The 13,956-nt window shown below is 61.8% G+C and carries 14 protein-coding genes and 1 tRNA gene; 8 read left to right on the forward strand and 7 right to left on the reverse strand.

Features of this window, described 5'->3' with window-relative positions; all coding sequences use genetic code 11:
- Positions 1–72: 72 nt before the first annotated feature.
- Complete coding sequence (gabP, locus tag AC3RCM_RS01595; RefSeq protein ID WP_020190016.1) at positions 73–1,458, forward strand: GABA permease; 1,386 nt, start codon at positions 73–75, stop codon at positions 1,456–1,458.
- Between the two features lie 237 nt (positions 1,459–1,695).
- Here the strand turns inward: gabP and AC3RCM_RS01600 are convergent, their stop codons facing one another.
- The gene (locus tag AC3RCM_RS01600; RefSeq protein WP_014589364.1) at positions 1,696–2,139 is read right to left on the reverse strand and encodes a hypothetical protein; all 444 of its coding nucleotides are present in this window, start codon (positions 2,137–2,139) and stop codon (positions 1,696–1,698) included.
- Between the two features lie 239 nt (positions 2,140–2,378).
- On the opposite strand from AC3RCM_RS01600, the gene AC3RCM_RS01605 reads away from it, so the two are divergent.
- Positions 2,379–2,606 carry a hypothetical protein gene (locus AC3RCM_RS01605; protein WP_019439077.1) on the forward strand — a complete coding sequence of 76 codons (228 nt, stop codon included), beginning with the start codon at positions 2,379–2,381 and terminating at the stop codon, positions 2,604–2,606.
- A 187-nt stretch (positions 2,607–2,793) separates the two neighbouring features.
- On the opposite strand, the gene AC3RCM_RS01610 is transcribed toward AC3RCM_RS01605, so the two are convergent.
- The 4 genes from AC3RCM_RS01610 to AC3RCM_RS01625 form a co-directional block, all read right to left on the reverse strand.
- Positions 2,794–2,869, reverse strand: a tRNA-Phe gene (locus AC3RCM_RS01610).
- 90 nt (positions 2,870–2,959) lie between these two features.
- Positions 2,960–3,232, reverse strand: a complete 273-nt coding sequence (locus AC3RCM_RS01615) for an oxidative damage protection protein (RefSeq protein ID WP_003255742.1) — start codon at positions 3,230–3,232, stop codon at positions 2,960–2,962.
- The gene (mutY, locus tag AC3RCM_RS01620) at positions 3,229–4,296 is read right to left on the reverse strand and encodes an A/G-specific adenine glycosylase (RefSeq protein WP_010951654.1); all 1,068 of its coding nucleotides are present in this window, start codon (positions 4,294–4,296) and stop codon (positions 3,229–3,231) included. The genes AC3RCM_RS01615 and mutY overlap by 4 nt, the downstream gene beginning before the upstream one ends.
- Positions 4,293–6,539, reverse strand: a complete 2,247-nt coding sequence (locus tag AC3RCM_RS01625) for an AsmA family protein (RefSeq protein WP_064490890.1) — start codon at positions 6,537–6,539, stop codon at positions 4,293–4,295. The genes mutY and AC3RCM_RS01625 overlap by 4 nt, the downstream gene beginning before the upstream one ends.
- Before the next feature lie 268 nt (positions 6,540–6,807).
- Between AC3RCM_RS01625 and AC3RCM_RS01630 the strand changes: the two genes are divergently transcribed.
- The 6 genes from AC3RCM_RS01630 to hisF all read left to right on the forward strand — a co-directional run bounded on the left by AC3RCM_RS01630 (position 6,808) and on the right by hisF (position 11,695).
- Entirely contained in the window at positions 6,808–8,469 is a 1,662-nt protein-coding gene (locus AC3RCM_RS01630; RefSeq protein ID WP_064490891.1) for an OFA family MFS transporter, read from the forward strand.
- 186 nt (positions 8,470–8,655) lie between these two features.
- Positions 8,656–9,249, forward strand: a complete 594-nt coding sequence (gene hisB / locus AC3RCM_RS01635; RefSeq protein ID WP_003255736.1) for an imidazoleglycerol-phosphate dehydratase HisB — start codon at positions 8,656–8,658, stop codon at positions 9,247–9,249.
- On the forward strand, positions 9,250–9,888 hold the full coding sequence (hisH, locus tag AC3RCM_RS01640) for an imidazole glycerol phosphate synthase subunit HisH (RefSeq protein ID WP_014589369.1): 639 nt from the start codon (positions 9,250–9,252) through the stop codon (positions 9,886–9,888). It abuts the gene before it with no gap.
- Positions 9,889–10,149 (forward strand): DUF2164 domain-containing protein, encoded by a 261-nt coding sequence (locus tag AC3RCM_RS01645; RefSeq protein WP_064490892.1) that lies wholly within the window; start codon positions 9,889–9,891, stop codon positions 10,147–10,149.
- Positions 10,150–10,176: 27 nt separating this feature from the next.
- Positions 10,177–10,914, forward strand: coding sequence for a 1-(5-phosphoribosyl)-5-[(5-phosphoribosylamino)methylideneamino]imidazole-4-carboxamide isomerase (gene hisA, locus AC3RCM_RS01650; protein ID WP_003255731.1), 738 nt, complete (start codon positions 10,177–10,179; stop codon positions 10,912–10,914).
- 10 nt (positions 10,915–10,924) lie between these two features.
- A complete protein-coding gene (gene hisF, locus AC3RCM_RS01655) occupies positions 10,925–11,695 on the forward strand; it encodes an imidazole glycerol phosphate synthase subunit HisF (RefSeq protein ID WP_003255729.1) in 771 nt (256 codons plus the stop codon).
- 174 nt (positions 11,696–11,869) lie between these two features.
- Here hisF and choV read toward each other — a convergent pair whose 3' ends face one another.
- Entirely contained in the window at positions 11,870–13,048 is a 1,179-nt protein-coding gene (choV, locus tag AC3RCM_RS01660; protein WP_010951660.1) for a choline ABC transporter ATP-binding protein, read from the reverse strand.
- Positions 13,045–13,893, reverse strand: a complete 849-nt coding sequence (gene choW, locus AC3RCM_RS01665) for a choline ABC transporter permease subunit (protein WP_172830946.1) — start codon at positions 13,891–13,893, stop codon at positions 13,045–13,047. The genes choV and choW overlap by 4 nt, the downstream gene beginning before the upstream one ends.
- Between the last annotated feature and the right edge of the window lie 63 nt (positions 13,894–13,956).

The following is a 13,956-nucleotide window of genomic DNA, read 5'->3' on the forward strand; positions in this document are numbered from 1 at the left end:
GACGCCTAGGTCAACCCTGGCGCGCTCTGTACTCGCAGTCGGCGTGGTCCACTCCTTACAAAGGTAGTTTCAATGAGCGGTAACAATTCCAATGACCTCGCTCAGGGGCTCAAACAACGGCATGTGACCATGCTGTCCATCGCTGGCGTCATCGGTGCCGGCCTGTTCGTAGGCTCCGGCCACGCCATCGCAGCGGCCGGCCCTGCCGTGCTGCTGGCTTACGCTGCCGCCGGTACGCTGGTCGTGCTGGTCATGCGTATGTTGGGTGAAATGGCAGTCGCCTCGCCTGACACCGGTTCGTTCTCTACGTATGCCGACCGTGCCATCGGGCGCTGGGCCGGTTTCACCATTGGCTGGCTGTACTGGTGGTTCTGGGTGCTGGTGATTCCGCTGGAGGCCAACGCCGCCGCAGCCATTCTGCATGCCTGGTTCCCGGCGGTTGACCTGTGGGCGTTCTCCCTCGTCATTACCCTGGCACTGACACTTACCAACCTGTGCAGTGTGAAGAACTACGGTGAGTTCGAGTTCTGGTTTGCCCTGCTCAAAGTGCTGGCGATCATCGGCTTCATCGCCGTGGGCTGTGCTGCTTTGTTCGGCTTTGTACCGAGCAGCCAGGTGAGCGGTGCCAGCCACCTGTTCGATACCCAGGGTTTCATGCCCAACGGCCTGGGCGCGGTGCTGGCAGCCATGCTGACCACCATGTTCTCGTTCATGGGTACCGAAATCGTCACCATCGCCGCTGCCGAGTCGAAGGACCCGGGCAAGCAGATCAGCCGTGCCACCAACTCGGTAATCTGGCGTATCTGCCTGTTCTACCTGGTGTCGATCTTCCTGGTCGTGGCCCTGGTGCCGTGGAACGACCCGGCCCTTGCCGAGACGGGCTCCTACCAGACCGTGCTGAGCCGTATCGGTGTGCCGAATGCCAAGCTGATCGTCGACATTGTCGTGCTGATTGCCGTGACCAGCTGCCTGAACTCGGCGCTGTACACTTCTTCGCGCATGTTGTTCTCGCTGAGCAAGCGTGGTGATGCTCCGGCCATCGCCCAGCGCACCACCAAGGCGGCGACCCCGCATGTGGCGGTACTGCTGTCCACCGCAGCGGCATTCCTTTGCGTGTTCGCCAACTTCGTGGCACCGGCCCAGGTGTTTGAGTTCCTGCTGGCCAGCTCTGGCGCCATCGCGCTGCTGGTGTACCTGGTGATTGCCGTTTCGCAGCTGCGCATGCGCGCCCAGCGTGAAGCCCGCGGCGAGAAGATCACCTTCAAGATGTGGCTGTTCCCGGGCCTGACCTGGGCGACCATTGCCTTCATCGTTGCCATTCTGGTGGTCATGGCGCTGCGTGAGGATCACCGTGCGGAGATCATTGCGACTGCGCTGCTGAGTATTGGTGTGGTGGCGGCTGGCTTGCTGGTGCACCGCAAGCGCGAGGCTGCCGGGCGGGCGGCGCTGGACAGCTGATCGGCGCTGGCTGAAATGAGAAGGCCGCGCCCTGTGAAGGGTGCGGCCTTTTTTTGTGGCCTGTGATGGCCCTTTCGCGGGCAAGCCCGCAGGTTCACCACAGGCCCGTAGGCGCGGGTTTACCCGCGAAAGGGCCGGGCTGCTGGCCAATTTCCTTGGCTAATCACCGTTGCAGCCGCCATCGTATTCGCGGGTAAACCCGCTCCTACAGGGGGCGCAACAGGTTATATGGCCCTGTCAGCCGAACTGCTTCTGCTGTTGCTGCTGTTTGGCCACCAGTTCGGAAGCGGCGATATAGGCGTCTTGGAACTCATCACTCTCCAGCCAGGCCATGGTGGTCTCTTCGTCAGCGCCGTCCAGCCATTTGCGGTAGGCGTTGAACACCAGCACGATGTAGTCGGTGGCGTGTTCTTCCTTGTGCCCCTTGAGCACCAGGGCGAGCAGCGGATCCACCAGGAACACCGAGATCATTGGCACCAGGCCGCCTTCCTGAGCTTCCTTCATCTTGTTGAACATCGCGTCGTAGCTGCCCGACTCCATGGCCTTGTTGTACACCTGCTCGACGCTGGCGCTGTCGCCGGCACTGGCCTTGACCGCTTGGCCGCTGCGAACCATGCGGTTCTGCTTGGCCTTGCTGGCGGCGCGCTTGGCGCGTTTCTGTTGCTTGGTGGGGGTGGCCATGGGGAAATCCTTGGGTGTGTCTGAAAGTGCGCGTATTGAAGCGCAATTGCCCGATAAACCCAAGCAGCGCGCCTGGGCGCTGCAGCTTGAGATGTCTGTGGGATACATATCCAGATTATGCGGACCGTGGGCCCTGCGTAGCTTCTCTCCTGCTGCCAGCCATGCTGGCTGGCAGCCTGTCACTGCGCCAATTCGGCGTCTGTGAGTGATGCGCACGTTTGCGCTACAAAGGAGGAGTCATGAAGCACTTTTATCTGGTCACCCTGTACGGCTACACGGACGATGGCAGGGTTTACTATCCAACCGGTTTCGCCGGTTGCGACGAGCAAAGGATTACAAAGGCTGACATCGCCGCCATTATCGAAAAAGGCAAGCAACACGGCCACCTTCAGTTGCACAGCATCTCCTACATGGGGCACATGACCGAGGACGCATTCAATCATCTTCGTTCCATGTCGGACGAGTAAGGGTTGGCCCGCAGTCTGCTTAGGCTGCGGGTTTCTCGATTGCATGGCGAGCCTTCAGGTTGCGTTGTGAAATCTGGTGTTCTTCGAAGCCGCCTGAAGTTAAAAATCACAGACAACAAAAAACCCGCACTAGGCGGGTTTCTTGTTGTCGCTTCGGGTAACTTTGCAACCACCAGAAGCTTGAAGGTGGTGCCCAGAGACGGAGTCGAACCGCCGACACGAGGATTTTCAATCCTCTGCTCTACCGACTGAGCTATCTGGGCGACGAGGTGAATTAAATAGATTTCCGGACCGCTCGTCAACGACTTTTTGAAAAAATTTTAAATTAATTCCGTCGCTTACGATTTTTGGGGTCATTCGGCCGGTGGAACGTAGCCTTCGGCCTGGGCGTATTCTTCGCCGGCGAAAAACTTGTCCATCTCAGCCTGGAGGAATTTGCGGTCCTCGGCGTTCATCATGTTCAGGCGCTTCTCGTTGATCAGCATGGTCTGGTGCTTCTGCCAGTCGGCCCAGGCTTTCTGCGAGATGTGTTCGAAGATGTCCTGGCCCTTGGCACCGGGATAGGGCGGGCGTTCCAGGCCTGGCAGTTCTTCTTGGTATTTGCGGCACATCACGGTGCGGGTCATCGGGCGTCTCCTGCGATCAGTTCGTCGGCCGCGCGTTCAAGCAGCTTTTTCACCGGGGCGGCGAGGCCCAGGCGCGGCGGGGTGGCGAGGTTATACCAGAGCCAGTCGGCCTCGGCCACGTGCTCGCCGACCGGGTCGACGTGCACGAGCCAGGGCTCGATCGCCAGCTGGAAGTGGCTGAAGGTATGGGTCAGGCCGTCCATGGCGTGGCGGCCAGCCAGGCGCAGGCCGTGCTGGTAGGCCAGGTCGTCGAGTTGGGCGATGTCGTCCAGCTCCGGCAGGCTCCACAAGCCCCCCCAAAGGCCGCTGGAAGGGCGTCGATAAAGCAGGATGGCACCTTCGTGGTTGGCCAGCAGTGGCATCAGTGTGCGCCGTTGCGGCAGAGCCTTGCGTGGCTTGGGCTCGGGGTAGCGGGTTTCTTCGCCGTGCAGGTGCGCTTCGCAGCCGCGCTGCAACGGGCAGATCAGGCAACTGGGCTTGCTGCGCGTGCACAGCGTGGCGCCCATGTCCATCATCGCCTGGGTGTAGTGGTTGGCGCGTTGTTGCGGGGTAAAGCGCTCGGCGGTGGCCCATAGCTGGTTGGCAACCTTGGGTTCGCCAGGGTAGCCGGCCTGGGCGGTGTAGCGTGCCAGCACGCGCTTGACGTTGCCGTCGAGGATCGGTGCGCGGATGCCCATGCTGATGCTGGCGATGGCGCCGGCAGTGGAGCGGCCAATGCCGGGCAGCTCGGTAAGCTGCTCGACACTGCGCGGGAATTCGCCGCCATGTTGTTCGACGACGACCTTGGCGGCCTTTTGCAGGTTGCGTGCGCGGGTGTAGTAGCCCAGGCCCGTCCACAGGTGCAGCACTTCGTCCTCCGGTGCCTCGGCCAGGGCTTGCACGGTTGGCAGGGCCTGCATGAAGCGGTCGAAGTAATTGAGCACGGTGCTGACCTGGGTCTGCTGCAACATGATTTCCGACACCCACACCCGGTACGGCGTGATGCCCTGTTGCCAGGGCAGGTCGTGCCGGCCGTGCTCGTCATACCAGTCCAGCACTGCGCTGGAGAACTGCTCGGGGCTCATCGGTTGAACAGCCCCTTGAGCGCGTCTTTCAGTTCCGGGCTCACTTTGTCTCCAAGTTTTTCGTCAAGTTTTTCATCGATCTTGTCTTTCAGGCGGTTGCCGGCCAGCTTGGCGGCAACCTTGCCCAGGCCGTTCTGGTCCAGGCGGCAGGCCTTTGCGCCAAGTTCCAGCGGACCACGGCAGCGCAGGGGGACTTCAACACCCACATAACGTTCGTTGACCTGGCAGGCCGGGTCCGGCATGGCACGCTGGTCGCCTTCGACGACTATGCCGATGTTGTAGTCCATGCCCAGCACGCGCAGGTCGAGGTCACCATGGCCATTGACGGTCAGACCCGGGATGCGCGCCTTGAGGTCCGGGTTGCTGGCGACGCCGTTGCGTACTACCAGGCTGCCGCGCAGCTCCTGGAACGGGGTGTCCTTGCCGCGTGGTTCGCTGCTCAGCGTCTTGCGATTGAGCGTGGCGATGGCCTGGCACAGCTGCTGTTCCAGGTTGGCATTGACCAGCACGCCATCGTTGATGGCGAAGTTTGCGCTGCCGTTCAGGGTGTCGACCAGTGCTTTCTGGCTGTTACCGGTGGCTGTCAGATCACTGGTCAGGGTCAGCAGGCCCTTGACCGGCGGCGTCTGTTCCTTGCCTTCGGTCTTGATGAAGTGTTCCACCGGCACCCGCTGGATATTGGTGTTCACACCCAGCTGTGGCACGGCAGGGCGCACGTCGACCGTGCCCTTGGCTTCGAAGGTGCCGTTGTACAGCTCTCCGCGCAGGGTTTGCAGGGTCAACAGGCCGCCTTGGCCAACGGCCTTGAGCTGGGCGCTCTCGATCGGCAGCTTATCCAGGGTCAACGAGCCGAAGGCCAGGTCGGCCTGCAGGTCGAGGGCGCGCAGACGGTCGACCGGCAGCAGCTTGTCGTCGCTCCATGCCACTTGTGTTGGGGCGTTGGGCAGTGGTGTGGTGCCGGCACCGGCTACGGCGCTGGCCTCTTGTTGCTTGACCTCGGCCTGGCGCGCAGCGGTGGCGCCCTTGGCTTCTTCGCTCTTGGCCGGCAGGTAGCGGTCGGCGTCGAAGGTGTCGCCCTTAAGCTGCAGGCGCAGGGCTTGTTTGGCGAAATCTTCGACGGCCACGCGGCCGCTGAAGGTGCTGTCGTCCAGCTTCACTGCCAGGTCTTCCAGGGCCAGGCTGCTGGGTGTGCCCTGCAGGCGAGTCACCAGCTCCAGCTTGGCGAAGGCGGCCGGGTCGTTGGTGGCCGGCAGCGGGTGGCCAATGCTTTCAAGGAAGGCGCGCAGGTTGAACTGGGCGATGGACAGGCCGCCGCTCAGCTGGGGTGCCTTGTCCAGATCACGCAGGTTCAGCTCACCGAGGGCGCGCAGTTGGTTGGCCGAAAGTTTCAGGCCGTTCCACGAGGCGACATTGGCGGCCAGGTCGACCAGCAGTTGGCCTTGGGCGGCGAAGGTCACGGTCTTGCCGCCGGTAGGCTCACCCGAGGTCTCGCCCGACAGGCGCATGTCTTCGAAGTTGTAGCGCTTGAGCTTGCGGTCGAAGCGCAATTCGCCAGCCAGCTCGGTACGGGCCTTGATGCTCGGCTGGCTGGCGCTGATGAAGGCGCTGGCCTTGAGCGCAATGTTTGCGCCTTCATGGATTGGGCCGGTGCTCAGCTGGATGCTTTCGGCGCTGTAGCTGTGGCCGGTCTTGGCATCGGTGTACTGCACGCGGGCGTTGTTCACGGTCAGGCTGTCGATGTCCAGCTTGATGGCGCGGTCGTTGCTGTTGGTGGTCGCAGGCGTCTGCTCGGCAGGTGCCTGTGCGGATGCATCGGTGCTTGCGCCATTCTGCGCGGGCAGCGGCTTGCCGATGTCCTCCCAGTTGCCATGACCCTGTTCGTCACGCGCCAGGGTCAGGTTCAGGCCCTCGACACGTACGTCGCTCATTTGCACTTCGCGGCGCAGCAGCGGCAGCACACGGACCGAAAGGCCAAGCATCTGCAGGTCGGCGAACGGTTCCTTGGGTTTGTTCAGGGTGGCGATGCTGGCTTCGTGCAGCTCCAGGCCCAGCCACGGGAACAGGCTCCAGCCGATGTCACCGTTGAGGGTCAGTTCGACGTGCGCCTTGTCGCGTGCCAGCTGGCGAATCTCGTCTTTGTAGTCGTTGGGATCAAAGAGGTGGGTCAGGGCGAAGCCCAGCGCCACGATGATCAGCAGTAACCCGAGAAGCCCCAGCCCCAGGATTTTGCCGAACGCTTTCATGGGCGAGTCCTTTTAGTCCGTTAGTGAGTTCAGGCGGCAGAGTATAACGCTGTAGCGGTTACCCCTGCTTGTACGACTAGAGATGTAGGAAATTCCTACGCCTGCATCAGAGGGTACGGCTTTCGACAGCCTAATATTGAGCTTTTGCCGGGAACATGACCGTTTCAGTCAGGCGAAAATGAACGATGGCAGATTGCTTTCATGCTGCCTGATGCTGCTACCCTTGCGCCGCTTTGCGAGCACCCTCCCTATAACAAGGATCAGATTCATGACCAGTACCGTCGCGACGGGAAGCTCGGCCAGTGAGCCAGGCTTCCTGTCGAAGGAACGCATAATCGCCCGCCCGGGCTTCAACCGCTGGCTGGTCCCGCCAGCTGCCTTGGCCATTCACCTGTGCATCGGTATGGCTTACGGCTTCTCGGTATTCTGGCTGCCTTTGTCGCAAGCCCTGGGGATCACCGCCCCCGTCGCCTGTGCGGCAGACATGGGCTTCATGGCCCGGATGTTCAGCGCCGAATGCGACTGGCCAATCTCGATGCTGAGCTGGATCTACACCCTGTTCTTCGTCTTCCTCGGTTGCTCGGCGGCGGTGCTGGGCGGCTGGCTGGAGCACGCCGGCCCGCGCAAGGCTGGCCTGGTGTCGGCCTTGTGCTGGTGCGGTGGCATGCTGCTTTCGGCGATAGGTGTGAAAACCCATCAGCTGTGGCTGATGTGGCTTGGCTCGGGCGTGATTGGCGGTATCGGTCTGGGCCTGGGCTACATCTCACCCGTGTCGACCTTGATCAAGTGGTTCCCGGACAAACGCGGCATGGCCACCGGTATGGCGATCATGGGCTTTGGCGGCGGGGCCATGGTCGGGGCGCCGCTGGCCACCGCGCTTATGGGGCATTTTGGCAATGAGCACGAGGTTGGCGTATGGCAGAGTTTTGTCGCCATGGCGGCAATCTACTTTGTGTTCATGACCGCTGGCGCCCTGGCGTATCGCGTACCACCGACCGGCTGGAAGCCTGAGGGCTGGGCTGCGCCGTTGAAGAATGCCGGTAACGCCATGGTCACCGACCGTCATGTGCACGTCAGTGTGGCCTGGAAGACCCCGCAGTTCGCGCTGATCTGGCTGGTGCTGTGCCTGAACGTGTCGGCGGGCATCGGCATTTTGGGCATGGCGTCACCGCTGCTGCAGGAAGTGTTCGCCGGTAAATTACTGGGCAACGAACTGACCTTCAGCCAGCTGAGCACTGCGCAGCTGGCGCAGATTGCCGCGATCGCCGCCGGCTTTACCGGCCTGCTGAGCCTTTTCAACATTGGCGGCCGGTTCTTCTGGGCATCGTTCTCCGATTACATCGGCCGCAAGAACACCTACTTTGCCTTCTTCGCCTTGGGCGTGGGCTTGTACAGCCTGGTGCCGAACATGGGGCACCTGGGCAACGTGGCGCTTTTCGTGGCAGCGTTCTGCATCATCCTATCGATGTATGGAGGTGGTTTTGCAACCGTGCCGGCCTACCTGGCCGACCTGTTCGGCACGCAGATGGTGGGTGCCATCCATGGCCGCCTGCTGACCGCCTGGGCGGCAGCGGGGGTGCTGGGGCCGGTGCTGATCACCTACCTGCGCGAGTATCAACTGGCAGCGGGCGTGGAGCGGGCGGCGGCTTATGACATGACCTTGTACATCCTCGCGGGTCTGCTGGTGCTGGGCTTTATCTGCAACATGCTGGTGCGCCCGGTGGCCGACAAGCACTTCATGAGTGATGCCGAACTGGCGGCCGAGCGGGCGTTGAGCCATGACAAGGGCGCCGATGGGGCGCGGTCGCTGGAGTGGAAAGCGGCTCCAGGCAGCCTGCCACTGGTGCTGCTGGCCTGGGCGGTGGTGGTCGTGCCGTTGGCCTGGGGTGTCTGGGTGACCTTGCAGAAGACCGCTGTGCTGTTCCATTGATCAGCAGGGGGGGCGCGTTGCGCCCCTTTCGCAGATGCAGGAGCGGGCCGTTGTGGTTGTATAGACCTGTAGCGGCATCCAGCCCGCGTAAAACCTGGCTTTGCCATATGTCATCCGCGTTTCAAGCTGGCGCGTTCTGGGCCTATAATGAAACCCTTTTCGCCCAATGATTTTGCGGAGCTGGTGATGGTTGAACGTAAGGCTTCCGTCGAGCGCAATACCCTGGAAACCCAGGTCAAGTGCTCGATCAACCTCGATGGCAGTGGCAAGGCCCGATTCGATATCGGTGTGCCCTTCCTTGAACACATGCTGGACCAGATCGCCCGCCATGGGTTGATCGATCTGGATATCGAGTGCAAGGGTGACACGCATATCGACGATCACCATACCGTCGAAGACGTCGGCATCACCCTGGGCATGGCATTCGCCCAAGCCATCGGTGACAAGAAAGGTATCTTCCGCTACGGTCACGCCTACGTGCCGCTGGACGAAGCGCTGTCACGCGTGGTCATCGACTTCTCTGGCCGCCCAGGCCTGCAGATGCACGTACCGTATACCCGTGCAAGCGTTGGCGGCTTCGATGTCGACCTGTTCCAGGAGTTTTTCCAGGGCTTCGTCAACCACGCCCTGGTAACCCTGCATATCGACAACCTGCGTGGCCACAATACCCACCACCAGATCGAAACCGTATTCAAGGCTTTCGGCCGCGCCCTGCGCATGGCCATCACCCTCGACGAGCGTATGGCCGGGCAGATGCCTTCCACCAAAGGGTGCCTGTAAATGCAAACGGTAGCCGTAATCGACTATGGCATGGGTAACCTGCACTCGGTGGCCAAGGCGCTTGAGCACGTAGGTGCAGGTAAGGTGCTGGTTACCAGCGATGCCTCAGTGATCCGCGAGGCCGACCGTGTGGTGTTCCCGGGCGTGGGCGCGATTCGCGACTGCATGGCCGAGATCCGCCGCCTGGGCTTCGACAGCCTGGTGCGCGAAGTCAGCCAGGACCGCCCGTTCCTCGGCATCTGCGTCGGAATGCAGGCGCTGCTCGAGCACAGTGAGGAAAACACTGGCGTCGACTGCATTGGCCTGTTCCCTGGCCAGGTGCGCTTTTTCGGCAAAGACCTGCAAGAAGAGGGCGAGCACCTGAAGGTGCCGCACATGGGCTGGAACGAAGTCAGCCAGACCATCGACCACCCGCTGTGGCACGACATCCCTGACCGCGCACGTTTCTACTTCGTGCACAGCTACTACATCAATGCCGGCAAGCCGGGCCAGGTGGTGGGTCGCGGTCACTATGGCGTCGACTTTGCCGCAGCGCTGGCCGACGGTTCGCGTTTTGCCGTGCAGTTCCACCCGGAGAAGAGCCATACCCATGGCCTGCAGCTGCTGCAGAACTTCATCGCCTGGGACGGGCGCTGGTAAATGAGCAGGTCGAAGACCAAAGCCCCGACCATCACCCTGGCCCCCGAGCAGGAGCGCGAAGCGCTCGACAGCTTGAAGCGTTTTCTCGAAGACCGCTTCGAGCTGCAGTTGGGGTCGTTCGAGGTGGCCGAGGTCCTCGAGCTGTTCAGCAAAGAGATTGCACCCCATTACTACAACAGGGCGATTGCCGATGTTCAGCTGCACCTCAAGGAGCGGTTCGAGAGCATCGAAAGCGACCTGTGGGCACTCGAGAAGCCCTGAAACCCAACAAATAGACAGGTTCCCAAGATGCTGATTATCCCCGCTATCGATCTGAAGGACGGTGCTTGCGTGCGCCTGCGCCAGGGCCGCATGGAAGACTCTACGGTATTTTCCGACGACCCGGTGAGCATGGCCGCCAAGTGGGTCGAGGGTGGCTGCCGCCGCCTGCACCTGGTCGACCTCAACGGCGCCTTCGAAGGCCAGCCGGTCAATGGTGAAGTGGTTACCGCCATCGCCAAGCGCTACCCGAACCTGCCGATCCAGATCGGCGGCGGTATCCGTTCGCTGGAAACCATCGAACACTACGTCAAGGCTGGCGTCAGCTACGTGATCATCGGCACCAAGGCCGTCAAGCAGCCCGAGTTCGTCGCTGAAGCGTGCAAAGCCTTCCCGGGCAAGGTCATCGTCGGCCTGGACGCCAAGGACGGTTTCGTCGCCACCGACGGTTGGGCCGAAGTGAGCTCGGTGCAGGTCATCGACCTGGCCAAGCGTTTCGAGGCCGATGGCGTCTCGGCGATCGTCTACACCGACATAGCCAAGGACGGCATGATGCAGGGCTGCAACGTGCCCTTCACCAAGGCACTGGCTGAAGCCACCCGTATCCCGGTGATCGCCTCGGGCGGCATTCACAACCTGGGTGACATCAAGGCCCTGCTGGACGCCAAGGCCCCGGGCATCATCGGCGCCATCACCGGCCGTGCCATCTACGAAGGCACCCTGGATGTCGCTGAGGCCCAGGCCTTCTGTGACAACTACCAAGGCTGAGGACTGAACCATGGCACTGGCCAAGCGCATTATCCCTTGCCTGGACGTGGACAACGGCCGGGTGGTCAAGGGCGTCAAGTTCGAGAACATCCGTGATGCCGGCGACCCGGTGGAAATCGCCCGTCGCTACGACGAGCAAGGTGCCGACGAAATCACCTTTCTCGACATCACCGCCAGCGTCGATGGGCGCGACACCACGCTGCATACCGTCGAGCGCATGGCCAGCCAGGTGTTCATCCCGCTGACGGTTGGTGGTGGCGTGCGGACCGTGCAGGACATCCGCAACCTGCTCAACGCCGGTGCCGACAAGGTCTCGATCAACACCGCCGCGGTGTTCAACCCAGAGTTTGTCGGTGAGGCGGCGGACCGTTTCGGTTCGCAGTGCATCGTTGTCGCCATCGATGCCAAGAAGGTGTCCGGGCCAGGTGAAGCGCCGCGCTGGGAGATTTTCACTCACGGCGGGCGCAAGCCGACCGGGCTGGATGCAGTCGAGTGGGCGAAGAAGATGGAAGGCCTGGGCGCTGGCGAGATCCTGCTGACCAGCATGGACCAGGACGGCATGAAGAACGGCTTCGACCTGGGCGTTACCCGCGCTATCAGTGATGCGCTGGGGATTCCGGTGATTGCCTCGGGGGGTGTGGGTAACCTGCAGCACCTGGCAGACGGCATTCTGGAAGGGCATGCCAGCGCGGTGCTGGCGGCCAGCATCTTCCACTTTGGCGAGTACACAGTGCCTGAAGCCAAGGCTTACATGGCTTCGCGCGGGATTGTTGTTCGCTGATCCATTGATCGGGGCTGCTTTGCAGCCCTTCGCGGGCACGCCCGCTCCCACAGAGATCTCAGCAAACCTGGACTGCCCCCCAAGAGTTGGATTGGTGTCCAACTTCTTGGGGGCAGTCCAAACCTGTGGGAGCGGGCGTGCCCGCGAAAGGGCCGCGAAGCGGCCCCAATTGCCTCAACCGTGGTTCTTGCCGAGCAGCGCGTGGTAAAGCTCGGTATCCCCGAGTATCCCCACCACCCTGTCGTTATCCTGCAGCACCAGCTTGTTGCCGGTTTGATAACGAATCTGCAGTGCCTCACGCATGCCGATGTCGGCGTGCACCACGGTCGGCCTGCGCTCCAGCAGCTCCACATCTTGCCCCGGTGCCCATTTCTGCATGTCCAGCCCGTTCTGGCCTTGGCGTGCACGCTTGAGCGCGCCGCCTTCGCCAAGGTCCAGCCACGAATCGATACCTGGGTCCAGGCACACCGAGCCATTGACCCGCTTGCAGTTGTCCAGGCTGCGCATGAGGCTGCGCCCGCACAGCACGTTCAGCGGGTTGGTATGGGCGACGAAGGTGCGCACGTATTCGTCAGCCGGGTTCAGCACGATCTCCTCCGGCTTGCTGTACTGGATGATCCGACCGTCTTTCATGATCGCAATGCGGGTACCCAGTTTCAGCGCCTCGTCCAGGTCATGGCTGACGAACACGATGGTTTTGCTCAGCTTGGCCTGCAGGCCAAGCAGCTCATCTTGCAGGCCCTGGCGGATCAGTGGATCCAGGGCCGAGAACGGTTCGTCCATCAGCAAGATGTCGGCATCCATCGCCAGCGCCCGGGCCAGGCCCACGCGCTGCTGCATGCCGCCAGAAAGCTCATCCGGCTTCTTGTTGCGCCACTGGGTCAGGCCCACCAGCTCAAGCTTCTCGTCGACCAGCTTGCGCCGTTCCTTTTCCGGGCGACCCTGCATTTCCAGGCCGAAGCTGATGTTCTCGCGCACCGTCAGCCAAGGCATCAGGGCAAACTTCTGGAATACCATGGCAATGCGCTTGGTGCGCATCATCTTCAGCTCGGCCGCGGAGCAGTTGGCAATGTCGATGTGCTTGCCTTCGTGTTCGACGAACAACTTGCCACGGCTGACGGTGTTGAGGCCGTTGATGCAGCGCAGCAGGCTCGACTTGCCCGAGCCGGACAAGCCCATCAGCACGCAGATCTCGCCTTTGTTGATATCGAGGTTGGCCTTTTCGACACCTACCACCAGGCCGGTCTGCTTGAGGATCTGCTCGCGGGTCTGGCCTTGGTCCAGCAGCGCCAGTGCCTCGCGCGGCTTGTTGGAGAAGATGACGTCGACGTCTTCGAAACGAATGATGCTCATGCCTCACCCCTTACCGGCAGTTCCGGTTGCTTGCAGATACGGTCGAGCATGATTGCCAGCAGCACGATCGCCAGGCCCGCTTCGAAGCCCAGGGAGATATCGGCGGTGTTCAGTGCGTTGACCACAGGTTTGCCCAGGCCATCAGCGCCAACCAGGGCGGCAATGACCACCATCGACAGCGACAGCATGATGCATTGAGTGACACCGGCGGCGATGCTTGGCATCGCGTGCGGCAGTTCGATACGGGTAAGCAGCTGACGACGCGAGCAGCCAAAGGCCTTGCCGGCGTCCATCAGCTCCTGCGGCACGTCGCAGATGCCCAGGTAGGTCAGGCGAATGGGCGCGGCAATGGCGAACACCACGGTGGAGATCAGCCCCGGCACCACGCCCAGGCCGAACAGGGTCAGGGTAGGGATCAGGTAGACGAAGGTGGGCACCGTCTGCATCAGGTCGAGCACCGGGCGCATGGCGGTATAGAACATCGGCTTGTGCGCAGCGAGGATGCCCAGAGGCACGCCGATCACCACACATACCACTGTGGCGAAGGTGACCTGCGCCAGGGTCTCCATGGTTTCCTGCCAGTAACCCAGGTTGAGGATCAGCAGGAACGACAGGGCGACAAATGCGGTCAGTGCCCACTTGCGCTGGATGAAATGCGCCAGGGCGGCGAACAGGGCGATAAGTACGAACGGGTTGAAGAAAGTCAGGGCGCTGGTGACGCCATGGATCATGAACTCCAGGCCTTGCGCGATGGCGTCGAAGTAATTCGCGCCGTTCTGGGTCAGCCATTCGACGAACGACGCGATGTACTGGCCCAGGGGTATTTTCTGATCGATAAGCATGATAGCGAGCTTCCACCTGCATAGATTGAAATCAACCCGGGGCAGGCACGGTCCTGCCCCGAGGTA

The organism is Pseudomonas sp. GW823-FHT05G12 (assembly GCF_058795575.1).